Here is a 19757-nt window from a genome sequence, read left to right as displayed (position 1 = left end):
TTTCCCTGAGGGCGGAACGCCGCGCCCTTCCCGTGACGGCACGTCCTCCTAGGCTGGGAGGGTGAGCAACCAAGCGCTGAACCACGCCCGCGTGATCCCGCTGCGTCCCTCCGGCGAGCGGCCCGGACCCGCCCGCCCCGCCGAACGGCCGCCCGCCCCCAGGGACAGGGAGCCGCTCTGGCGCGACCTCGTCGGGGACGTCCTGCGCCGCGAACGCCAGGCGCAGGAACGGACGTTGAAGGAGGTCGCCGAGGCCGCCCGCATCTCCATGCCGTATCTGTCCGAGGTGGAACGCGGCCGTAAGGAGGCCTCCTCGGAGGTTCTGGCGGCCGCCGCCCACGCCCTCGGGCTGGGCCTCGGCGACCTGCTGGCCCGGGCCCACGGTGAACTCGTCCGGCTCGCCGGCCGGCCTCCCGGCAGGAGCCGTGCCACGACCACCTCGTCGTACGACGGGCTCTGCCTGGCCGCCTGAGGAACGGCGCGGGCCGGGGTAAGAGCTCCGAACACACGGGGCGCCCGGCTCGCGACGCCCGGCAGGCACGCTCGCCGCGTTGCCGAACGCCCCTGGTGGCTCCGCTGTTCCGGCGCCTTGCGATCGGACGCACCGGACGCCGCGAGCTGATCGGCCTTCCCTTGTGTTCGGAGCTCTCAGCCCCGCACGGGACGCCGGCTCAGCACCTCGTCGGCCAGACCGTAGGCCACCGCCTCCTGGGCGGTGAACACCTTGTCGCGATCCATGTCGGCGCGCAGCGTCGCCGGGTCGTGACCGGTGTGCCGGGCGAGCACCTCCTCCACCTGGGCGCGGATGCGCACCATCTCCCTGGCCTGCAACGCCAGGTCGGAGACCGTGCCCTGGCGGCCGCCGCTGGCCGGCTGCCCGAGCAGCACCCGGGCGTGTTCCAGCGCGAACCGCCGCCCGGGGTCCCCGCCGGCCAGCAGTACGGCCGCTGTCGACGCCGCCTGTCCCACGCAGAACGTCGCGACGGGCGCCTGCACGAACGTCATCGTGTCGTAGATCGCCATCAGCGAGGTGAACGAGCCGCCGGGGGAGTTGATGTAGATCGCGATCTCGCTCTCCGGGGCCGCCGACTCCAGGTGCAGGAGCTGGGCGATGGCCACGTTGGCGACGCCGTCGTCGATCTCGGTGCCGAGGAAGACGATCCGCTCGGCCAGCAACCGGCTGTACACGTCGTAGGACCGCTCGCCCTGCGGGGTCCGCTCGACCACGTTCGGAATCGTGTACGTCCCCATGTCACAGCCCCATCCGTCGCTTCGAGGCGGCGGGGCGGATGTCGGCCAGTGACCGGACGACCTGGTCCACCATGCCGTACTCCCGGGCCTCCTCGGCCGTGAACCAGCGGTCCCGGTCGCCGTCGCGGGAGATGGTCTCCGGGCTCTGGCCGGTGTGCTCGGCGGTGATCCGCTCGATGGTCCGCTTGGTGAACTCCAGGTTCTCCGCCTGGATCTCGATGTCGGCCGTGGTGCCGCCGATCCCGGCCGACGGCTGGTGCATCATGATCCGCGCGTTCGGCAGCGCGTACCGCTTCCCGGGCGCGCCGACGCTCAGCAGGAACTGGCCCATGCTGGCCGCGAAACCCAGGGCGAGCGTGGACACGTCGTTCGGCACGAGCCGCATGACGTCGTAGATGGCGAGGCCCGCGTGGACCGACCCGCCCGGGCTGTTGATGCAGAGGCTGATGTCGGTGCGCGGGTCCTCCGCCGACAGGATCAGCAACTGGGCGCAGACCCGGTTGGCGGACACCTCGTCGACCTGGGTGCCGAGCAGCACGATCCGCTGGTTCAACAGCTGGGCGGCGAGGTGGTCGTCGAACCGGGAGGGAGGGGTGTCGCCCTCCTCGGCCCGGGGCGGCGGGGCCGACACGAGGCCGGCGGCGAACGGGGACATGGACGCTCCTTGTCGAGACGGTGGGGGCGCGATCGCGCTGTCCCCACCCTCGGCCCGGACGCTGCCGCTCGGCGGGTTTCCCTGCCCTCGGCAGATTCGCCGAGGGCAGAGCGGTCAGGCCCCCGCCTCGCGCACCTGCCGGAAGAACGCCCGGACATCGCCGACCAGCAGGTCCGGCTCCTCCATCGCCGCGAAGTGCCCGCCGCGGTCGAACTCCGTCCACCGGACGAGGTTCTCCGTGCGCTCCGCGTTGCGGCGCAGCGGGATCTGCGGCTCCGCCGGGAAGAGCGCGAGCGCGGTCGGCACGCGCGAAGGCTCCCGCGGCGCGGCGATCCGTCCGGCGGTCGTGTGCTGCCGCTCGTAGTAGATCCGCGCGGACGACCCGGCCGTCCCGGTCAGCCAGTACAGCATCACGTTGGTCAGCAGCCGGTCCCGGTCGACGGCCTCCTCCGGCAGCTCCTCGCTGTCCGTCCACTCCCGGAACTTCTCAACGATCCAGGCGAGTTGACCGACCGGCGAGTCGCTCAGCCCGTACGCCAGGGTCTGCGGCCGGGTGGCCTGCTGGTGGTAGTAGCCGATGCCCTCCGCCGAGAACGCGGCCCACCGGCGCCACGAGGTCAGCGTCCGCTCCCGCTCCCCGGGGCTCAGCGCGTCCAGTTCGCCGGCCGTGGGTTCCCGGGTGGCCTGTGCCCCGGGCAGCAGGTTGAGGTGGACGCCGACGACCCGGTCGGGGTGGGCCCGCCCCAGCTCGCGGGAGATCGCCGCACCCCAGTCACCGCCCTGCGCCCCGAACCGCTCGTAGCCGAGCCGCGCCATCAGCTCCGCCCACGCGTCCGCGACCCGGCCCGCCTCCCAGCCGCTGTCCGCGACAGGCCCGGACAGCCCGAAGCCCGGAATGCTCGGCACGACGACGTGGAAGGCGTCGGCCGGATCCCCGCCGTGCGCCGCCGGGTCCGCCAAGGGGCCCACGACGTCCAGGAACTCCACGACCGACCCCGGCCAGCCGTGGGTGATCACCAGCGGCGTGGCGTCCGGCTCGGGCGAGCGGATGTGCGCGAAGTGCACGTTCGCCCCGTCGATCGTGGTCGTGAACTGCGGCCACGCGTTCAGCCGCGCCTCGGCCGCCCGCCAGTCGTACCGGTGCCTCCAGTACCGGACCAGCTCGCGCAGGTAGTCCGTGGGCACGCCGTACGCCCAGCCCGTGGCGGGCAGTCCCTCGGGCCACCGGGTCCGGTCGAGGCGATCGTGGAGATCGTCGAGGTCGGCCTGCGGTACGTCGATGCGGAAGGGCCGGATGCCGCGGTCGGCGGTGGAGAACGTCATGGTCCGGATGCTAGTGGGGCGCCGCCGTCGGGCCGTTCGGATGATCCGGCGGCCCCAGCGATGAGTTCCGGGCCTCCGGCCGGTCGACACCTACGACCGCGCTCCCCGTTCCAGGAGGAACCCATGATGACCGACGGATTCACCACCTGCCTCTGGTTCGACGGCCGGGCCGAGGAGGCGGCCGACTTCTACGTGTCGGTCTTCGACAACTCCGCCGTCGGCGACGTCGTCCGCTACACCGAGGCCGGCCCGGGCCCCGCCGGGTCCGTGGTGACCGTGGACTTCACCGCCAACGGCCAGACGTTCGTCGCGCTCAACGGCGGCCCGGAGTTCACCTTCACCGAGGCGATCTCCTTCCAGATCGACTGCGCCGACCAGGAGGAGATCGACCACTACTGGGCCAGGCTCACCGAGGGCGGCGGCACGCCCGGCCCCTGCGGCTGGCTCAAGGACCGGTTCGGCGTGTCCTGGCAGGTCGTCCCCACGGCGCTGATCCGGATGGTCAGCGACCCCGACCGGGAGAGGGCCGCCCGCGCCACCAAGGCCATGCTCTCCATGGGAAAGATCGACATCGCCGCCCTGGAGAAGGCCTACGAGGGGGAGTAGGAGAGCCGGCGCCGGAAGCTGCCCGCGGCGCCCGCCCAGGGCGCCGCGGCCTTCGGCGCGCGCGGCCGCGCGGGGGTGGCTAGCGTGAGGAAACGGACCACCCGACTCACCGGAAGGGCCGCCGCCATGGCCGTGCAACCTGAGGGATCCCCCTGCTGGGCCGACGCGATGTTCGGCGACGTCGAGGGGGCCAAGAGCTTCTACGGCGACGTCCTCGGCTGGACCTTCGGCGAGGCGTCGTCGGAGTACGGGAACTACACCCAGGCCTACGCCGAAGGCAAGGCGGTGGCCGCCGTCGTCCCGCCGATGCCCGGGCAGGAGGGCCCGTCCCAGTGGTGCCTCTACCTGGCCGCCGAGGACGCCGCCGCCACCGCGGCGAAGATCCGCGAGAACGGTGGCGAGGTGCTGATGGAACCGATGCGGGTCGGCGACCTCGGCTCCATGTGCCTGGCCCGCGAACCCAGCGGTGCGGTCTTCGGCGTGTGGCAGGCCGGCACCCACGAGGGCTTCGACACGATGGGCACTCCCGGCGCGTACGCCTGGGCCGAGGTCTTCACCCGCGAGCCCGAGAAGGCCGACCCGTTCTTCGCCGCCGTGTTCGGCTACGGCCAGAAGACGATGGAGGACGGACAGATGGACTTCCGCCTCTACGACCTCGGCGAGCGCCCGCTGCTGGGCCGGATGAGGATGACCGAGGACATCCCGCCCGAGGTCCCCTCGTTCATCAACGTCTACTTCACCGTGCCCGACTGCGACGACGCCGTCGCCAGGGCCACCAAGCTCGGCGCCACCGTGCAGTTCGGTCCGATGACCACCCCGTTCGGCCGGTTCGCCGCCCTCACCGACCCGCAGGGCGCGAACTTCTCCGTGATCGACACGGGTACCACCGAGGGCGAGATGCCGCAGACCACGGACGTCTCCTAGGGGAGCGCCCGGCACCGGGACCGTGGCCGGCGCACCGTCGGACCGTGGCATGATCGTGCGCATGCGTGAACGTGTGGTGGCCGCCTGCGACGGGGCCTCGAAGGGCAACCCCGGACCCGCGGCCTGGGCCTGGGTGATCTCCGACGGCCGGGAGGCCCCGGGCCGCTGGGAGGCGGGCCCGCTCGGCCGGGCCACCAACAACGTCGCCGAACTCACCGCGCTGGAACGCCTGCTGGCGGCGACCGAACCGGACGTGCCGCTGGAGATCCGCATGGACTCGCAGTACGCCATGAAGGCCGTCACCACCTGGCTGCCCGGCTGGAAGCGCAACGGCTGGAAGACCTCCGCCGGCAAGCCGGTCGCCAACCAGGACCTGGTCGTCCGCATCGACGAACTGCTCGACGGCCGCGAGGTCGACTTCCGGTACGTCCCCGCCCACCAGGTGGACGGCGACCCGCTCAACGACTTCGCCGACCGCGCCGCGAGCCAGGCGGCGAGTGCCCAGCAGCCCGCGGGCAGCGAACTCGGCTCACCCGAGCCGCCGCCCTCGCCCGACACCCCGTCCGCCGGCGGTGGCACACGCCGCCGGACCGCCGGGGGCACGACGCCCCGGCGGTCCGGCGGAGGTTCGGCCCGCACGATCAAGGCCAAGTTCCCCGGCCGCTGTGTCTGCGGGCGCGCGTACGCGGCCGGGGAGCCGATCGCCAAGAACGATCAGGGCTGGGGCCACCCGGAGTGCCGCACGGCGGCCGCCGGGTGACCGTGGTCGGTCAGGTGACCGTGGCGGTCAGGTGACCGCGCCGCGCCAGCCACCCGTCTCGTGGCCGCGCTCCTCGATGTACTCCTTGAACCGCTTCAGATCGCCCTTCGTCTGCCGCTTCACGAACCCCAGCTTGTCGCCGACGGTCTCCGCGATGCCCTCCGGCTCGAAGTCGAGCTGGAGCATCACCTTGGTGTGGTCGTCGTCGAGACGGTGGAAGGTCACCACGCCGGCCTGCCGGGACTCGCCGGCGACCGTCGTCCAGGCGACCCGCTCGTCCGGGATCTGCTCGGTGATCTCCGCGTCGAACTCGCGGTGCACACCGTTCACGTCCGTGACCCAGTGCGTGAGCGTGTCGGTGCGCTGCTCGACGCGCTCCACCCCGCTCATGAACTCAGGGAACGTCTCGAACTGCGTCCACTGGTTGTAGGCGGTGTGTACCGGGACACCGACCTCGATGGATTCCTCGACCTGCGTCACGGTCGTCTCCTCTTCGTTGTCTTCGGGTACGTGCCGCCCGGGGTACCCGTGACCTGCGGGGCGAACCGCGACGGTGATCAGTCGGTGTCGAAGGTGTAGTGGGCGGTGTGGTCGAGCAGGTCGGCCGGCGAGGTGTCGTTCCAGGGCTTCATGGTCTCGTTCAGGTCGACGACGTTCGGCGTCCCCGCGGCCGGCGCGTACGTGGCCCCCGGGTGCCTGCGCTGCCACCGGGCCCACAGCTTGTCGACGTAGGCGTGGTGCAGCCAGAACACCGGGTCGTTGGGGGAGACACCGGTGGCCATCTGGCCGCCGACCCAGACGTGCACCCGGTTGTGCAGGTTCACGCCCCGCCAGCCCTCCAGGTGGTTGCGGAAACCGTCGGAGGCGCTGTTCCAGGGCGCCATGTCGTACGTCGCCATGGCCAGCACCGACTCGACCTCGGCGGGCGTCGGCAGCTCCCGGACACCCGCCCCCAGCGCGCGTCGCAGGAAGGCCCGCCCGTCGACCCGCACGTTGATCGGCCAGTTGCCGGTGGACGCGGCGAACGGGCCGTCCGTCACCCGGCCGTCCCGGCTGCGCCCAGAGCCACCGAGGAAGTCCGGCGCCCACAGCGACGCCCGCGCCGTGCGGTCCACGGACCAGTCCCAGTACGGCAGCGCCACCGACGCGTCCACCGACTGCAGCGCCCGCTCGAACTCCAGCAGATATCTGCGGTGCCAGGGCAGGAAGGAGGGCGAGCGGTGGCCGGTGCGCTCGCCGTTGTCGGTGTCGCCCGTGATGAAGGCGTTGTGCGTGGTGACGAAGGCGTCGTAACGGCCGCTGCGCTTGAGTTCGAGGACGGCGGCGACGAAGCGGCGCTTCTCGTCGGCGGTCAGGGACGCCTGGTTCTTGCGGACGGTCATGTGCGGGTGCTCCCGGTGTGCGTGCGGCGGTGGTCAGTTGGCGGGGAAGGGCAGCAGCCTGGCGCCCTGGAGTTCGTCGACGGCGGCGCGCGCGGCCGCCTGCGGCGAGGGCACCGGGTCGTAGTGGCTGACGACGCTGATCCAGGTGCCGTCGGCGTTCTGCATCAGGTGCAGCTCCACACCGTCGACGAACACGGCGTAGCCGGTGCCGTGATGACCGCCCCCGTGGTCGCCGCCCCCGCTCGTGGGGCGGCCCTGTATCCGGCGGCCCTTGTAGACCTCGTCGAAGGACGCGGGGGAGCCGTGGTGGTGGCCCTCGGCCGCGGGGGCGGTGGGCGCGGCGGTGGGCGGCGCGGCGGTGGCGGCGGACGTGGCGACGGTCTGGGCGCCGGCCGCGGCCGTGAGGGCGGCCGCGGCGGTGAGCGCACGGCGACGGGTGAGTGGGGACATGCGGGACCTCCCGGGTCCGTGGGGTTGACGACCCCGCATGCCTATCCGCCCGTCGAACGGGCGGAGAAATCCCTCCCTTCGGGTTGGCTGTGATCCGGACAATCAATCACATGTCATGCAAAGTTGAACGAAGATGATCTTGCCGCGGAGAGGGCACGGGTGAGCCGGAACGGGCAATTCCTTGCCCTGGGATCGATCCTTCCGGTGGTCTTTGGCGTGCGGCCGCGTGGCCGGTGGTGCAGCTCACGTGGAGAAAGTGACGGAATTCTGAAGACGGGGTGCCCGAAGCGACTCCCGTCGACTGCTACCCTGCGTCGTCAACTGACCACGACTGGTAACTCCTAGGGGTGTGCGTGAAGGTCGCCTGCGTCGGCGGCGGGCCCGCCGGCCTGTATCTCTCGATCCTGCTCAAGCGGCAGGACCCGTCCCACGACATCACCGTCCACGAGCGCAACCCGGAGGGCTCGACCTACGGCTGGGGCGTCACCTACTGGCGGGCCCTCCTCGACGAACTCCACGCCCGCGACCCCGAGTCGGCGCGCGCCGTCGACGAGAGCTCCGTCCGCTGGAACCGCGGCGTGGCCCACATCCGCGACCTGTCCACCCGTCAGCCCGGCGACGAGGGACACGGCATCGGCCGCCACCGCCTGCTGGAGATCCTCGCCGACCGGGCCCGAGCCCTGGGCGTACGCCTGGAGTTCGAGCACGAGGTCACCGCCGACGACCTGCCCGACGCCGACCTCGTCGTCGCGGCCGACGGCGTCCACAGCGCCCTGCGCGCCCGCCACGCCGAGCACTTCGGAACCGAGCTCACGGAGGGCCGCAACCCCTACGTATGGCTCGGCACCACCCGGGTCTTCGACTCCTTCACCTTCGCCTTCGTCGAGACCGATCACGGCTGGATCTGGTGCTACGGCTATCCTTTCAGCGACGAGCGCAGCACCTGTGTCATCGAGTGCGCGCCGCATACCTGGACCGGACTCGGTCTGGACCGGGCGGAGGAGGCCGACGGACCGGCCCGGCTGGAGAAGCTCTTCGCGCACGTCCTCGACGGTCACCCGCTCCTCGGCCGCCCGTCCGCCGACGGCGGCACCCCCTGGCTGACCTTCCGCACCCTCACCAACCGCACCTGGTACCGGGACAACCTCGTCCTCCTCGGCGACGCCGCCCACACCACCCACTACTCCATCGGCGCCGGCACCACCCTCGCCCTGGAGGACGCCTTCGCGCTGGCCGACGCCCTGCGCGGCGCCGCCGACCTGCCGCAGGCCCTGGCCCGCTACGAGCGGCAGCGCCGGTCGGCCCTGCTGTCCCCGCAGAGCGCCGCCCGCCACAGTGCCCGGTGGTACGAGAGCCTGACCCGCTACATCGACCTGCCCCCGGAGCAGATGTTCGCCCTGCTCGGCCAGCGCCACTCGCCCCTGCTGCCGTACGTCCCGCCCCAGCTCTACTACCGGCTCGACCGTGCCGCGGGGCAGCTCGAGGCCCTGCGCCGCCTCAAGCGCTGGCTGGGCCCGAGGATCGCACGCACCACGCACGCCCGGACCCTGGCCTCGCGCAGGTGAGCGACGCCCGGCGGCGCGGCCGGTTCGAGCCTCAGGGGTCCTTGCACCATGAGCGCCTGATCAGGCCGCGTGGTCCGGCGCCTTGCGAGGTGCGGTGCCAGGCCGCGCGGTCCGGGCGGGCATGGTGCAAGGACCCCTCAGCCGAACAGCCGCCCGTGCAACGGCGCCCGGAACACCCGGTGCGGGTCCAGCCGCTCCAAGGTGTCCGCGGCCTCGCCCCAGGCCGCACCGTACGACGCCGGCACGACCGTCCCCAGCACCTCCTCGTCGCTCCAGGCGGCCTCATCGGTGTAGCCCCAGCCCTTGGACCACTCCACCCGGGTGAGGGCGTGCGTGCCGTCGTAGGCCGTGAGCAGGAACCGCTCCAGCTCGCGGTAGAACGCCTCGGCGTGCGGCGTGCCCGGCAGGGTCAGGACGTCCAGCCAGACCGCCGTGTCCCACTGCGGACGGTCCCCGTCGGGCCGCAGCGCGGACAGCGACGCCGTCCGCGCACCGGCCACGGCGACGTCCGCCGGGTCGTCGAGGCCGGTGACGCGGATCTCCACCGAGCCGTTGACGGGGAAACGCCCGAGGGCCGCGTACGCGTTCAGCCGCTCCCGGTAGAAAGCGGCGAACTCCGCGACGACGCGCTGCACCCCGTCCCGGGTGGTCAGCACCGCGTACCCGTTGGCGTGCACCCGCAGCGTCGTCGGCCTCAGGTACAGCAGGGTGTTCTTCGACGGCCCCCAGATGTCCGCCGACAGGGTCGCCACCAGCCCGAGCGCGGCCGCGTCGGACTGCGCGTTGCCGAGCACCGGCGCCAGGTACCAGGCGCCGTCCGACACCATCCGCCCGGCGAGGTCCGCCACCGGCCTCGGAACGTTGTCGGAGAAGGGGTAGTTGTACGGCGCCGCCACACGCCGCGAGGTCAGCGGCTTCGTCGGCTGCACCGACCACACCTTGAACCACGGGAACTCGGTGAACGCGAACCAGATCGCCTCGACGCGCCCGTCCGACTCCAGGAAGCTCGCCAGGGTCCGCCCGCCGGCACCGGGCGCCGCGAACAACTCGCTCGCCGGGATGTCCGTACGGCTCACGCACCGCAGGTTCGTGTCGGCCCCCACCCGCAGCACCACCTCGGTGACCAGCGAGCGCCCCAGATGGGTGAGCAGCGGCGCGCAGTCGGCCTCGGCGCGGGTGAACGTCCGCAGCACGTACGCGCCGCGCTCCGCGTTCCACACCACGGCCGTCAGGGACAGCACGAGGTTGCTGAGGGAGCCGTAGGTGTGCCCCGCCGGCCGTTCCTCGCCCCGCGCCGGCACCGCGGTGCCGTGCGCGTCGACGGCCAGGGCGCCGCCCAGCGTGAGGTCCCCGGGGGCCGGACAGGCCGTGACGCCGAGGCCGCGCCCCTCCAGGAAGGTGAGCAGCGCCTCCAGCGTGACCCCGGTGCCGGCGCGCACCGCGTCGTCCGACTCCAGCGTCAGCCCGGTCAGGTGCGGGGTGGTGTCGACGAGCAGGACGCGGGCCTCGGCCGGTGTCCCCTCCGGAACCGTCAGCGGCGACCAGCCGTGCGCGGCGCCCCGGGCCCGCACGGTCCAGCCGTGCCGCCACGCCCAGTTGACGACGTCGACCACCTGACCCGGGCCGTCGGGCGCGCACGCCCACAGCCCGGTGACGGTGATCTCGCCGTCCCAGTTGCGGTACGCAGTACGGGAGAGGGGCACCCCGTCCGGGAAGTCCGGCAGCTCCGCCGCCGCGACGGCCGGATCCGCGGCGACCAGACAGGGCACGGCGGCCAGCGCGGCCGCGGTGCGCAGGAACCCGCGACGGGACCAGGCGGACGCTTCCGACGGAAAGTTGCTCACTGAACGATCGGTCACGGCTCCACGCTAGGCGCCCGCCGACGGCGGTGGCGCGACAGTCGAACACGATCACCCGTGCGGGTGAACGCGGGGCCGTACCGGGTCGGAGGGTCCGGCTCCGCGCGCGGGGGCGGCGAATGACAGACTGACACCATGGACGAGCGCGAATTCGGTAGGTCTGGTCAGCACGCATCGGTCGTCGGCCTCGGCACCTGGCAACTGGGCGCCGACTGGGGAGACGTCGACGACAAGCGGGCACTGACGGTTCTGGAGGCGGCGGCCGAGTCGGGAGTGACCTTCTTCGACACCGCCGACGTCTACGGCGACGGACGCAGCGAGCAGACCATCGCCACCTTCCTCAGCAGCAGGCCCGACCTGCACGTCATGGTCGCCACCAAGATGGGCCGCCGCGTCGAACAGATCCCCGAGAACTACGTCCTCGACCACTTCCGCGCCTGGAACGACCGCTCGCGCCGCAACCTCGGCGTCGACCGCCTCGACCTGGTGCAGCTGCACTGCCCGCCCACCCCCGTCTACTCCAGCGACGAGGTCTTCGACGCCCTCGACACCCTGGTCGAGGAGGAGCGCGTCGCCCACTACGGCGTCAGCGTGGAGACCTGCGCCGAGGCCCTCACCGCGATCGCCCGCCCCGGCGTGGCGAGCGTGCAGATCATCCTCAACCCCTTCCGCATGAAGCCCCTGGCCGAGGTGCTCCCAGCGGCGCGCGAGGCCGGCGTCGGCATCATCGCCCGGGTCCCGCTCGCCTCCGGTCTGCTGTCCGGCAAGTACACCAAGGACACCGTCTTCCCCGAGAACGACCACCGCACCTACAACCGGCACGGTGAGTCCTTCGACCAGGGCGAGACGTTCTCCGGCGTCGACTACGCCACCGGCGTCGACGCCGCCGTCGAGTTCGCCGCCCTCGCCCCCGAGGGGTACACCCCGGCCCAGTTGGCGCTGCGCTGGATCATCCAGCAGCCCGGCGTGACCACCGTGATCCCCGGCGCCCGCTCGCCCGAGCAGGCCCGCGCCAACGCGGCCGCGGCAAGACTGCCGGACCTCTCCGAGGAGACGCTGGCGGCGATCGGGGACCTGTACGAGCGGCGGATCAAGGAGCAGGTCGAGGGACGCTGGTAGTGCCGTCCCCGCGGCCGGCGGAGAAAAACGCCGATCACGGGGTACTCGCCGGGGAGTAGATCGCACACTCACTCGAACCGGGGAGGACAGGTGGCAGAGACGGCAGCGGGGGTCGAGCGGCGCAGAGGGCGCAACGAGACCGAGGAGGAGAGAGCCGACCGGATGTGGGGGGAGCTCATCCAGGAGGTCCGCGTCGCGCAGACGGGCGTGCAGATCCTCTTCGGTTTCCTCCTCACCGTCGTGTTCACACCGCGCTACGCGGAGCTCACGGACACCGACCAGGTGATCTACATCATCACCGTCGTCCTGGGCGCCTGCGCCACCGGAGCCCTGATAGGTCCCGTGTCCCTGCATCGGCTGGTCTCCGGGCGGTGGGTGAAACCGCAGGCGGTCACCTGGGCCTCCCGGATGACCTTCATCGGTCTGGTCCTGCTGCTCGCGACCATGACCTCGGCCCTGCTGCTGATCCTGCGGGTGGCGACCCACGACGGCTACGTGCCCTACCTCGTCGCCTGCGTGGTCGCCTGGTACCTGCTGTTCTGGTTCGGTGTCCCGCTGTGGACCCGCCACCGCTACACGTCCCGGTGACGCCGAGCGTCCCGGCCGGCGACCCGTGACACCGCCGCCCGCCCCGGCCGCCGTCGGCCGGGGCGGGCGGCGGCGCCGGGGTCACGCGAACGCCTCGCGCAGCGCCGGCAGCAGGGTGGACTTCGCCCAGTCCAGGTACGCGTCCTGCGACTCGCCGCCGATCTGCACGAGGGCGATCTCGGTGAACCCGGCCTCCGCGTAGGGGCGTACGGCCTCGACGAAGTCGTCCGGGTCGTCGCCGCACGGGATCGAGGCGGAGACGTCGTCGGGGGTCACGAACTGGGTGGCCGCCTCGAAGGCGTCGGGATGCGGGAGTTCGGAGTTGACCTTCCAGCCGCTGCCGAACCAGCGGAACTGGGAGTGCGCCCGCTTCACGGCCGTGTCCCGGTCGGGGTCGTAGCACACCGGCAACTGCCCCACGCGCGGCTTGCCCTCGCCGCCGTGCCGGTCGAACGCCTCGAGGAGGCCCGCCTTGGGCTCGGTGGCGATGACCAGGTCGGCGAGATGGCCCGCGAGCTTGCAGGACTGCTCGCCGGAGACGGCGATGCCGAGGGGAGGCGGCTGGTCGGGGAGGTCCCACAACCGGGCCGACTCGACGTCGAAGTGCCGGCCCCGGTGGTTCACATGGCCGCCCTCGAACAGGGCGCGGATGATCTCGACCGCCTCCTGGAGCATCTCGTGCCGCACGTCCACGGACGGCCAGCCGCCGCCCACGACATGCTCGTTGAGGTTCTCGCCCGACCCGAGGCCGAGCCGGAACCGCCCTTCGGACAGCAGTTGCATCGTCGCGGCCTTCTGCGCCACCACCGCCGGGTGGTAGCGGAAGGTAGGACACGTCACATAGGTCATCAGCGGAATGCGCGACGTCGCCTGGGCGGCGGCGCCGAGCACGCTCCACGCGTACGGCGAGTGGCCCTGGGAGCGCAGCCACGGCGAGTAGTGGTCCGACGTCACCGAGAAGTCGAAGCCGGCGGCCTCGGCGCCCACCAGATGGCCGACCAGGTCACGAGGGCCGGCTTGTTCGGTCATCATCGTGTATCCGATTCGCACCATGTTGCCCGAGTCCCCGACGAGCGGCGCCGGAAACAGGCCGCCGCGATCCGCCGCCGGTGGGGAAAGATGCGGGGCATGAACGCGCGTCCGCTGCCCACGAGCACCCCGTCCGCCCAGGGCGTCGACGCCTCGGGTGTCCTCGCCTTCCTCGACGCCGTCGAAGCGGCGGGGACCATCGAGCCGCACAGCCTGATGGTGCTGCGCCACGGTCACGTCGTCGCCGCCGGCTGGTGGGCTCCCTACACCGCCGAGCGGCCCCAGCTGCTGTACTCGCTCAGCAAGAGTTTCACCTCGACGGCCGCCGGGTTCGCCGTCGCCGAGGGACTGATCCGGCTCGACGATCCCGTGGTCTCGTACTTCCCGGAGTTCCGGGCCGACATCACCGACCCGCGCAGCCGGGCGATGCGCGTGCGCGACGTGGCGGCCATGGCCAGCGGACACGAGGCGGAGACCTACGAGCGGGCATGGGCGCTCGACCCGGAGGAACTCGTCCGGGGCTTCCTGCTGGTGCCGCCGGACCGCGACCCGGGCACGGTGTTCGCCTACAACCAGCCCGCCACCTACACTCTCGCCGCGATCCTCCAGCGCGTCACCGGCCTGCCGCTCAGCGCCTACCTGCGGCCCCGCCTGCTGGACCCGCTCGGCGTCGGCGCCGTCGGCTGGCTGACCGACCGTCGCGGCCGCGAACTGGGCTTCAGCGGTCTGCACGCCACCACCGGCGCGATCGCCCGCCTCGGCGCTTTCCTCCTGGCCGAGGGGGTCTGGGAGGGCGAGCGGCTGCTGGCGCGGGAGTGGATCGCCGACGCGACCCGCGCCCACGTCCCGACCGCCGGCGCCATGGACGAGGCCGACCGGCAGGACTGGGACCGCGGCTACGGTTTCCAGTTCTGGCGTTCCCGCCACGGCTACCGCGGCGACGGCGCCTACGGCCAGTTCTGCCTGGTTCTGCCCGAGCAGGACGCGGTGATCGCCCTGACCGCCGCGACCGATGACATGCAGGCGCTGCTGGACCTCGTCTGGCGGCACCTGCTGCCCGCCTTCCGCCCCGCCGCGCCGACCGGCCCGGACGACGCCGAGACGGTCCTCGCCGAGCGCCTGGCACACCTCGCCCTGCCGCCGGCCACCGGCGCCCCCGCGCCACCCGGGCGGACCGCACCGTGGTCGGCGGCGGAGTTCACTCCGCGGGGCGGCGTCCGGCCCGGCCTGCCGACGCTGACCGGCGCGGCGGTCACGGCCGACGCCGACGGCTGGGCCCTGACCCTCACCGACGACGGCCGGCCGCTGGCCCTGCGGCCGGGCACCGGGGGCTGGCGGGTGACCGAGGAGCCGGTGCCCACCGCGGTCAGCGGCGGCTGGACCGACCGCGACACTCTCGCCGTGGACGTGGTGTTCCTGGAGACCCCGCACCGGCTGCGGGTGACGTGCTCGCTCCCCGACCGGACGTTCACCGCGCGCTGGGACACCGAGCCGCTGCACGGCGGCCCGCTGCGCTCCCTGCGCGCGCCCCGGGCACCGCGGACCTGAACCCACGGCCGCGGGCGCGCGCCCGTCAGCCGGTGCCCGGCCGGAAGGTGTGCAGGAAGGTGGCGAGGGCCTGCCGGTTGCCGGCGTCGTCCGCGTCCGCGGCCGGTGTCGTCCAGCGCAGCGAGAAGCCGCGGTGGTCACCGAGGAGGAATCCGCGGCCGAAGGTGCGCACCCGCTCGTCGCCGACGCCCACGAGCCACTCCATGTCGGCGGCCTCGTACCCCTGGTACGTGGTCGCCTCGATGGCGCCGACACGCCGGAAGCCGTCCAGCCGGCGCAGATGGGGCTCGACGTCGTCCCGCCACACGGTCACCGGGTCGGGACCGACGCGTTCGCTGTAGGTCACCGCGAGGGTGCGCGGGTCGTCGTCCGCACCGAAGGTGACGCGGTACGAGCCGTCGGCACCCCGTGAGGTCTCCAGCCGCTCCCAGCCCTCGGGCAGGGCGACGGAGAAGCCCTCGGGAGCCGCGTAGCGGCGGAACCCGGCCGGCAGGGCGCCGGAGGAGGCCGTGGGGGAGGGCGAGGGGGACGCGGCGGGCGGCGAGAAGGAGGCCGGCGGGGTGGGGGTGGGGGTCGGCGTCACGGCCGGTGTCGGCGTGACGGGCACTCTGTCGCCGACGTCGTCGCCGGGCGGGGTCGGGGACGCGGAGGGCCGGGCCTGGGCGCCCTCGGACGCCGTGTCGTCCGTGCCGGGCAGCTGGCCCGTCGCGGCCAGCGCGGCGACGGCCACGGTGACGACGGCCAGAGCCGTACCGGCGGCCATCGCCCGGCCGCTCCACCGCGGGCCGACGAGCCGGGCGAGGGCGTACGTGCGCCGCGTCGGGTGCGTCGCCGCCGCGTGCGGATCCCCGTCCAGGGCACGGGTGAGGGCCTGGCGCACCACCGGCCGGGTGAGGCGCTCGCGCGAGTCCTTGCGCAGCAGCCCCTGCACGGTCGCGGTGAGCGCACCGGTGCGCACGGGCGTGCGCAGCGGCAGCCGGTCCACCCCCCTCAGCGTGGCCTCGGGCCGGTCGCGGTCCCGGTACGGCGGCCGGCCCTCGACCATCGTGTAGAGGATCGCGCCCAGCGCCCACAGGTCGGCGGCGGGCCCGATGCGCTCGTCGCGCGCCTGCTCGGGGGAGGCGTACGACGGCGCCGCCAGACGGGGCGCGAGCGTCGCGCCGGCCAGTCCGAACCCGGTGACGACGACGGGCCCGCGCGCTCGGACGAACACCTGACCCGGGCTCAGTTCGGCGTGGGTGATGCCCTCGCCGTGCGCTGCCTCCAGCACGTCGAGCAGCTCCAGCGCGATCGCCGCCGCCCGGTCGGGCCGGAACCACCCCTTCTGTTCGAGCAGCTGACCCAGCGCCAGCCCGTCTATCCACTCGGTGACGGTCCACAGGAAGCCGTCCTCCGCGACGGCGTCGAGGACGGTGGCGACCCGGCCGGGACACACCTGGGCCATCGTCTCCGACATCCGCACCACGCGGTCGGCGGTCTGTCCGGCGTCCTCCGCGGTGAGGCCGGCGGGCAGACCGATCCGGGTGACGAGACAGGGCCGCACCCCCAGCGCCTCCTCGGCGTACTCGCCGTACCAGCTGACGCGGTTGGTCTCTTGGTGGACGACGTCGAGGAGCCGGTAGCGTCCGGCGACCAACTCGTTTGTGGAGACGTGCGCCTTGACCATGGTCATCCCTCGTTGAACCACCGGAACTCACCTTTCCCAGTGGTACGACCGGCGTGAGGGGGTCCGTTCAAGGGAACCGCAACTCCGGTGCGATTCCTGTCTTTCATTCAAGAAATGCCGAGCAAATGTGCGACCAAAAGAAATGACGTCGGGCCGACCGGGGGTGTAACCAGCGGTAAACATCTCCGCGGGGGTGGCCGGAAAGCCCCGCCGGAGGGCGGTCCATTCCGTGCGTGAACCGCCCCCTCGGCCTTTTCCTTCACTCAGCGCAGCCCGAAGCGTTCCACCCACGACATCATGTCCACGCTCGTCGCATTGCCGCCGCAGACCACCAGACCCAGCCGGACCTCGGCGCCCACCTGGTCGACGACCCGCCGGGCGGCCGGGAGGAGACACCCGGCGGCCGGCTCCGTCCACACCTTCGCGTGCTCGGCGAGTTCCAGACAACCCCGCACGGCCTCCCGGTCCGGCACCACCAGCACCTCGGTCACCTGTGCGCGGACGTGCTCGTAGGTCAGCGGCGCGACGGCGGGCGCGCTCAGCGTGGAGACGACGGACGACAACCGCACCGGCACCGGACCGCCCGCCGTCAGCGCCTCGGACATCGCCTCGGCGCCCTCCGTCTCCACGCCCCAGATCCGCACGTCCGGCCGCCGGGCGCGCAGGGCCGCCGCCACCCCGGCGATCAGCCCACCGCCGCCGATGCTGACCAGGACGTCCGTCACCTCGCCCGCGTCCTCGGCGAACTCCAGTCCGACCGTGCCCTGCCCGGCGACGACCACCGGGTCGTCGAAGGGGTGGACCAGCGTCAGACCCTCGTCCCGCAGCCGGGTGACGAGCGAGAACGCGCCGTCCATGTCGTCCGTCACCCGCACCGACGCGCCCGCCTCCTCGGCGATCTCCACCGCGCGGGCGGGCGCCGAACGCGGCATCACCACCGTGGCCTTGACCTCGAGGGCGGCGGCCATGACCGCGACGGCGATCCCGTGGTTGCCCCCGCTGACCGCCACCACCCCGGCCGCCCGCTCGGCCTCCCCGAGCGACAGCAGCTTCGCCGTCGCCCCGCGCGCCTTGAAGGAACCGGTGCGCTGCAACAGCTCCAGCTTCACGGTGACCGGGACACCGAGCAGCCCCGACAGCCCCGGGCTCGGGAGGGTGGGGGTACGGACGACGTGCCCGGCGATCCGCTCCGCCGCGCCTTCGATGTCCGAGATGCCGATCACAGTGACCACCTTTCCGGCACGCCGGCCCCGACGCGCCGCCTCGACCCTGTCCTGCCGCGCGCGCCCAGGTCAACCGCGTTCCGCGCGCACCCGACGCGTGGGCGGCCAGGGCCGCCGGGGTGGCGGCTCCGCGTCCCAGACCCCGCCGCACCAGCGGCCGTCCCCCGGCACGCCGACGGCCGCACCCGCTCGGAGCTCCGGAGGCCGACCGGGTCGCGGCGTCCGGTGCGTGCGATCGCAAGGCGCGGGAAGCTCCTCGTAGCGGAGCTACCAGGGGCTTTCGGCGACGCGCTGAGCGCGCGTGCCGGACGCCGCGACCCGGCCTCCCCTTCTGTTCGGAGGTCTCAGGCGCCGAAGAGCTGCGTCCAGTACGTACCCGCCGGGCCGCCGCCCGCGAAGCCGACGCCGATGTGGGTGAAGGCGGGCTTGAGGATGTTGGCGCGGTGGCCGGGGCTGTTCATCCAGCCCTCCACCACCTCGGCGGGGGAGCGCTGGCCGCACGCGATGTTCTCGCCGATGGTCCGCCGCGTCGAGCCGGCCGCGGCCGCCCGGTCCCAGGGCTGACCGCCCTCGGGGGAGGTGTGGGAGTAGAAGCGCCGCGCCACCATGTCGGCGCAGTGCGCCCGCGCGGCCGTGGCGAGCAGCGGGTCCGGGGCGAGCGGACGCAGCCCGGCCCGCGCCCGCTCACGGTTGGTCAGCTCGACCACCCGCCCCTCCGTCCGCGCCAGGCCGTCCGGGGTGAGCGGTCTCGCCCACACCGCGGTCCAGTAGGTGTCGCCGGTGCGCGGGTCGGTGCCGTGCCCCAGACCGGTGTGGGTGAACGACGCGTCGCGCAGGGTGCGACCGGCCTGATCGGTGCGCAGACAGTACGCGACGAACTCGGCGGGCGTGCGCGGCCCGGAGACCAGGTGCTCGCCCACGCTCAGGTAGGCGTAGCCGGCGGCCGTGACCCGTTGGTGCACCGAGACGCCGTCCGCGCCCTCACCGCCGAGCCGTCCGGCCGCGGCCATGGCGGCGGCGTGCTCGCGTGCCGCGGCGGCCAGGCGGGCGTCCAGGGCGACGGGCGGCGAACCCGCCGCGGCCCGGGCGGGGTTGACCAGCGCGAGGAAGCCGTCCGGGTCAGGGGCGGGGGAGTGGGCGGGAGGCCCGGCGGGCAGGGAGGTGGGGGCGGCAGGCACGGCGTGGCCGGCGGCGCGTCTCCGGGTCGGCACGGGCGCCGGGCCGTCCCCGTCCGCGACGACGTCCACCCCGAAGTCCCGGACCAGGCCCGCCAGTCCGTCCGCGTAGCCCTGCCCGAGCGCCCGCAGCTTCCACCCTCCGCCGCGCCGGTAGACCTCCGCGAGCAGCAGGACCGTCTCCTGCCGCGCGGGCGGCGGCGCGAACCGGGCCAGCGGGCGGCCCCGAGCGTCGGTGACGTGCAGGGCAAGGGCGGGGAGACGGGCCAGGGGGGTGCCGAGCTCGGCGGCGCTGACGATCACCGTCACCCGGGTGGCGCCGGCCCGCAGCCGGGCGGGATCCAGCGTGAGGATGTCGCCCCGCAGCCGGGCCCCCGGGGCCGACGGCTGGTTGTAGAACACGAAGTCGCCGTCGCCGCCGACGCGGCCGCTGTCGTCGGTGACCAGCGCGCAGACGTCGAAGGGCCCGGGTACCCGGACGGTCAGGGCGCCGCCCGGGAGGGGCACATTGCCCCCGGGGACCAACTCGCTCATCCTGCCGCCCTGGTGTCGCCGCCGGCCCTCACGGCCGCCTCTCCCGGACAACGCCCGGCGGCGACGCCGGGTTCCCGCGGCCACCGCGGCGCACCACCCC

At 73.3% G+C, this 19757-nt stretch carries 19 protein-coding genes; 8 read left to right on the top strand and 11 right to left on the bottom strand.

Annotated elements, in window-relative coordinates; translation table 11 throughout:
* Positions 1–61: 61 nt before the first annotated feature.
* On the top strand, positions 62–472 hold the full coding sequence (locus ACZ4YY_RS17700; RefSeq protein WP_468290402.1) for a helix-turn-helix domain-containing protein: 411 nt from the start codon (positions 62–64) through the stop codon (positions 470–472).
* A 176-nt stretch (positions 473–648) separates the two neighbouring features.
* Here ACZ4YY_RS17700 and ACZ4YY_RS17695 read toward each other — a convergent pair whose 3' ends face one another.
* From ACZ4YY_RS17695 to ACZ4YY_RS17685, 3 genes are all read right to left on the bottom strand, one after another.
* Complete coding sequence (locus tag ACZ4YY_RS17695) at positions 649–1251, bottom strand: ClpP family protease (protein WP_468290399.1); 603 nt, start codon at positions 1249–1251, stop codon at positions 649–651.
* A 1-nt stretch (position 1252) separates the two neighbouring features.
* Positions 1253–1906, bottom strand: a complete 654-nt coding sequence (locus ACZ4YY_RS17690; protein ID WP_468290396.1) for an ATP-dependent Clp protease proteolytic subunit — start codon at positions 1904–1906, stop codon at positions 1253–1255.
* 114 nt (positions 1907–2020) lie between these two features.
* A complete protein-coding gene (locus ACZ4YY_RS17685) occupies positions 2021–3229 on the bottom strand; it encodes an epoxide hydrolase family protein (RefSeq protein ID WP_468290393.1) in 1209 nt (402 codons plus the stop codon).
* Between the two features lie 123 nt (positions 3230–3352).
* Between ACZ4YY_RS17685 and ACZ4YY_RS17680 the strand changes: the two genes are divergently transcribed.
* The 3 genes from ACZ4YY_RS17680 (at position 3353) to ACZ4YY_RS17670 (ending at position 5519) form a co-directional block, all read left to right on the top strand.
* A complete protein-coding gene (locus tag ACZ4YY_RS17680) occupies positions 3353–3835 on the top strand; it encodes a VOC family protein (RefSeq protein WP_468290390.1) in 483 nt (160 codons plus the stop codon).
* A gap of 126 nt (positions 3836–3961) precedes the next feature.
* A complete protein-coding gene (locus tag ACZ4YY_RS17675) occupies positions 3962–4759 on the top strand; it encodes a VOC family protein (protein WP_468290387.1) in 798 nt (265 codons plus the stop codon).
* Between the two features lie 49 nt (positions 4760–4808).
* The gene (locus ACZ4YY_RS17670) at positions 4809–5519 is read left to right on the top strand and encodes a ribonuclease H family protein (protein ID WP_468290385.1); all 711 of its coding nucleotides are present in this window, start codon (positions 4809–4811) and stop codon (positions 5517–5519) included.
* 27 nt (positions 5520–5546) lie between these two features.
* Here the strand turns inward: ACZ4YY_RS17670 and ACZ4YY_RS17665 are convergent, their stop codons facing one another.
* The 3 genes from ACZ4YY_RS17665 to melC1 form a co-directional block, all read right to left on the bottom strand.
* Positions 5547–5999, bottom strand: a complete 453-nt coding sequence (locus ACZ4YY_RS17665) for an SRPBCC family protein (RefSeq protein WP_468290383.1) — start codon at positions 5997–5999, stop codon at positions 5547–5549.
* Between the two features lie 77 nt (positions 6000–6076).
* Positions 6077–6901: a tyrosinase MelC2 gene (gene melC2 / locus ACZ4YY_RS17660; RefSeq protein WP_468290380.1), complete on the bottom strand. Its 825-nt coding sequence runs from the start codon at positions 6899–6901 to the stop codon at positions 6077–6079.
* Positions 6902–6934: 33 nt separating this feature from the next.
* The gene (gene melC1 / locus ACZ4YY_RS17655; RefSeq protein ID WP_468290377.1) at positions 6935–7351 is read right to left on the bottom strand and encodes an apotyrosinase chaperone MelC1; all 417 of its coding nucleotides are present in this window, start codon (positions 7349–7351) and stop codon (positions 6935–6937) included.
* A 353-nt stretch (positions 7352–7704) separates the two neighbouring features.
* Between melC1 and ACZ4YY_RS17650 the strand changes: the two genes are divergently transcribed.
* Entirely contained in the window at positions 7705–8916 is a 1212-nt protein-coding gene (locus ACZ4YY_RS17650) for an FAD-dependent monooxygenase (RefSeq protein ID WP_468290373.1), read from the top strand.
* 137 nt (positions 8917–9053) lie between these two features.
* Here ACZ4YY_RS17650 and ACZ4YY_RS17645 read toward each other — a convergent pair whose 3' ends face one another.
* A complete protein-coding gene (locus tag ACZ4YY_RS17645; protein ID WP_468290370.1) occupies positions 9054–10775 on the bottom strand; it encodes a cholesterol oxidase substrate-binding domain-containing protein in 1722 nt (573 codons plus the stop codon).
* Between the two features lie 135 nt (positions 10776–10910).
* Between ACZ4YY_RS17645 and ACZ4YY_RS17640 the strand changes: the two genes are divergently transcribed.
* Together ACZ4YY_RS17640 and ACZ4YY_RS17635 are read left to right on the top strand one after the other, a co-directional pair.
* Positions 10911–11894, top strand: coding sequence for an aldo/keto reductase (locus ACZ4YY_RS17640; protein ID WP_468290367.1), 984 nt, complete (start codon positions 10911–10913; stop codon positions 11892–11894).
* A gap of 90 nt (positions 11895–11984) precedes the next feature.
* The gene (locus tag ACZ4YY_RS17635; protein WP_468290363.1) at positions 11985–12482 is read left to right on the top strand and encodes a DUF6328 family protein; all 498 of its coding nucleotides are present in this window, start codon (positions 11985–11987) and stop codon (positions 12480–12482) included.
* Positions 12483–12563: 81 nt separating this feature from the next.
* Here ACZ4YY_RS17635 and ACZ4YY_RS17630 read toward each other — a convergent pair whose 3' ends face one another.
* Positions 12564–13535: an LLM class F420-dependent oxidoreductase gene (locus ACZ4YY_RS17630; RefSeq protein ID WP_468290360.1), complete on the bottom strand. Its 972-nt coding sequence runs from the start codon at positions 13533–13535 to the stop codon at positions 12564–12566.
* Between the two features lie 75 nt (positions 13536–13610).
* Here ACZ4YY_RS17630 and ACZ4YY_RS17625 point away from each other — a divergent pair, with 75 nt between their 5' ends.
* On the top strand, positions 13611–15059 hold the full coding sequence (locus ACZ4YY_RS17625; RefSeq protein ID WP_468290357.1) for a serine hydrolase domain-containing protein: 1449 nt from the start codon (positions 13611–13613) through the stop codon (positions 15057–15059).
* Positions 15060–15084: 25 nt separating this feature from the next.
* Here ACZ4YY_RS17625 and ACZ4YY_RS17620 read toward each other — a convergent pair whose 3' ends face one another.
* The 3 genes from ACZ4YY_RS17620 to ACZ4YY_RS17610 form a co-directional block, all read right to left on the bottom strand.
* On the bottom strand, positions 15085–16731 hold the full coding sequence (locus tag ACZ4YY_RS17620) for a protein kinase domain-containing protein (protein WP_468290923.1): 1647 nt from the start codon (positions 16729–16731) through the stop codon (positions 15085–15087).
* 257 nt (positions 16732–16988) lie between these two features.
* Positions 16989–17948 carry a threonine/serine dehydratase gene (locus ACZ4YY_RS17615; protein ID WP_468290354.1) on the bottom strand — a complete coding sequence of 320 codons (960 nt, stop codon included), beginning with the start codon at positions 17946–17948 and terminating at the stop codon, positions 16989–16991.
* Positions 17949–18292: 344 nt separating this feature from the next.
* A complete protein-coding gene (locus ACZ4YY_RS17610) occupies positions 18293–19657 on the bottom strand; it encodes a CAP domain-containing protein (protein WP_468290352.1) in 1365 nt (454 codons plus the stop codon).
* Positions 19658–19757: the final 100 nt, after the last annotated feature.

Source organism: Streptomyces sp. NPDC030143, from assembly GCF_055573695.1.
Note: the sequence above shows the minus strand (reverse complement) of the source record. Positions and strands in the feature narration are given on the sequence as shown.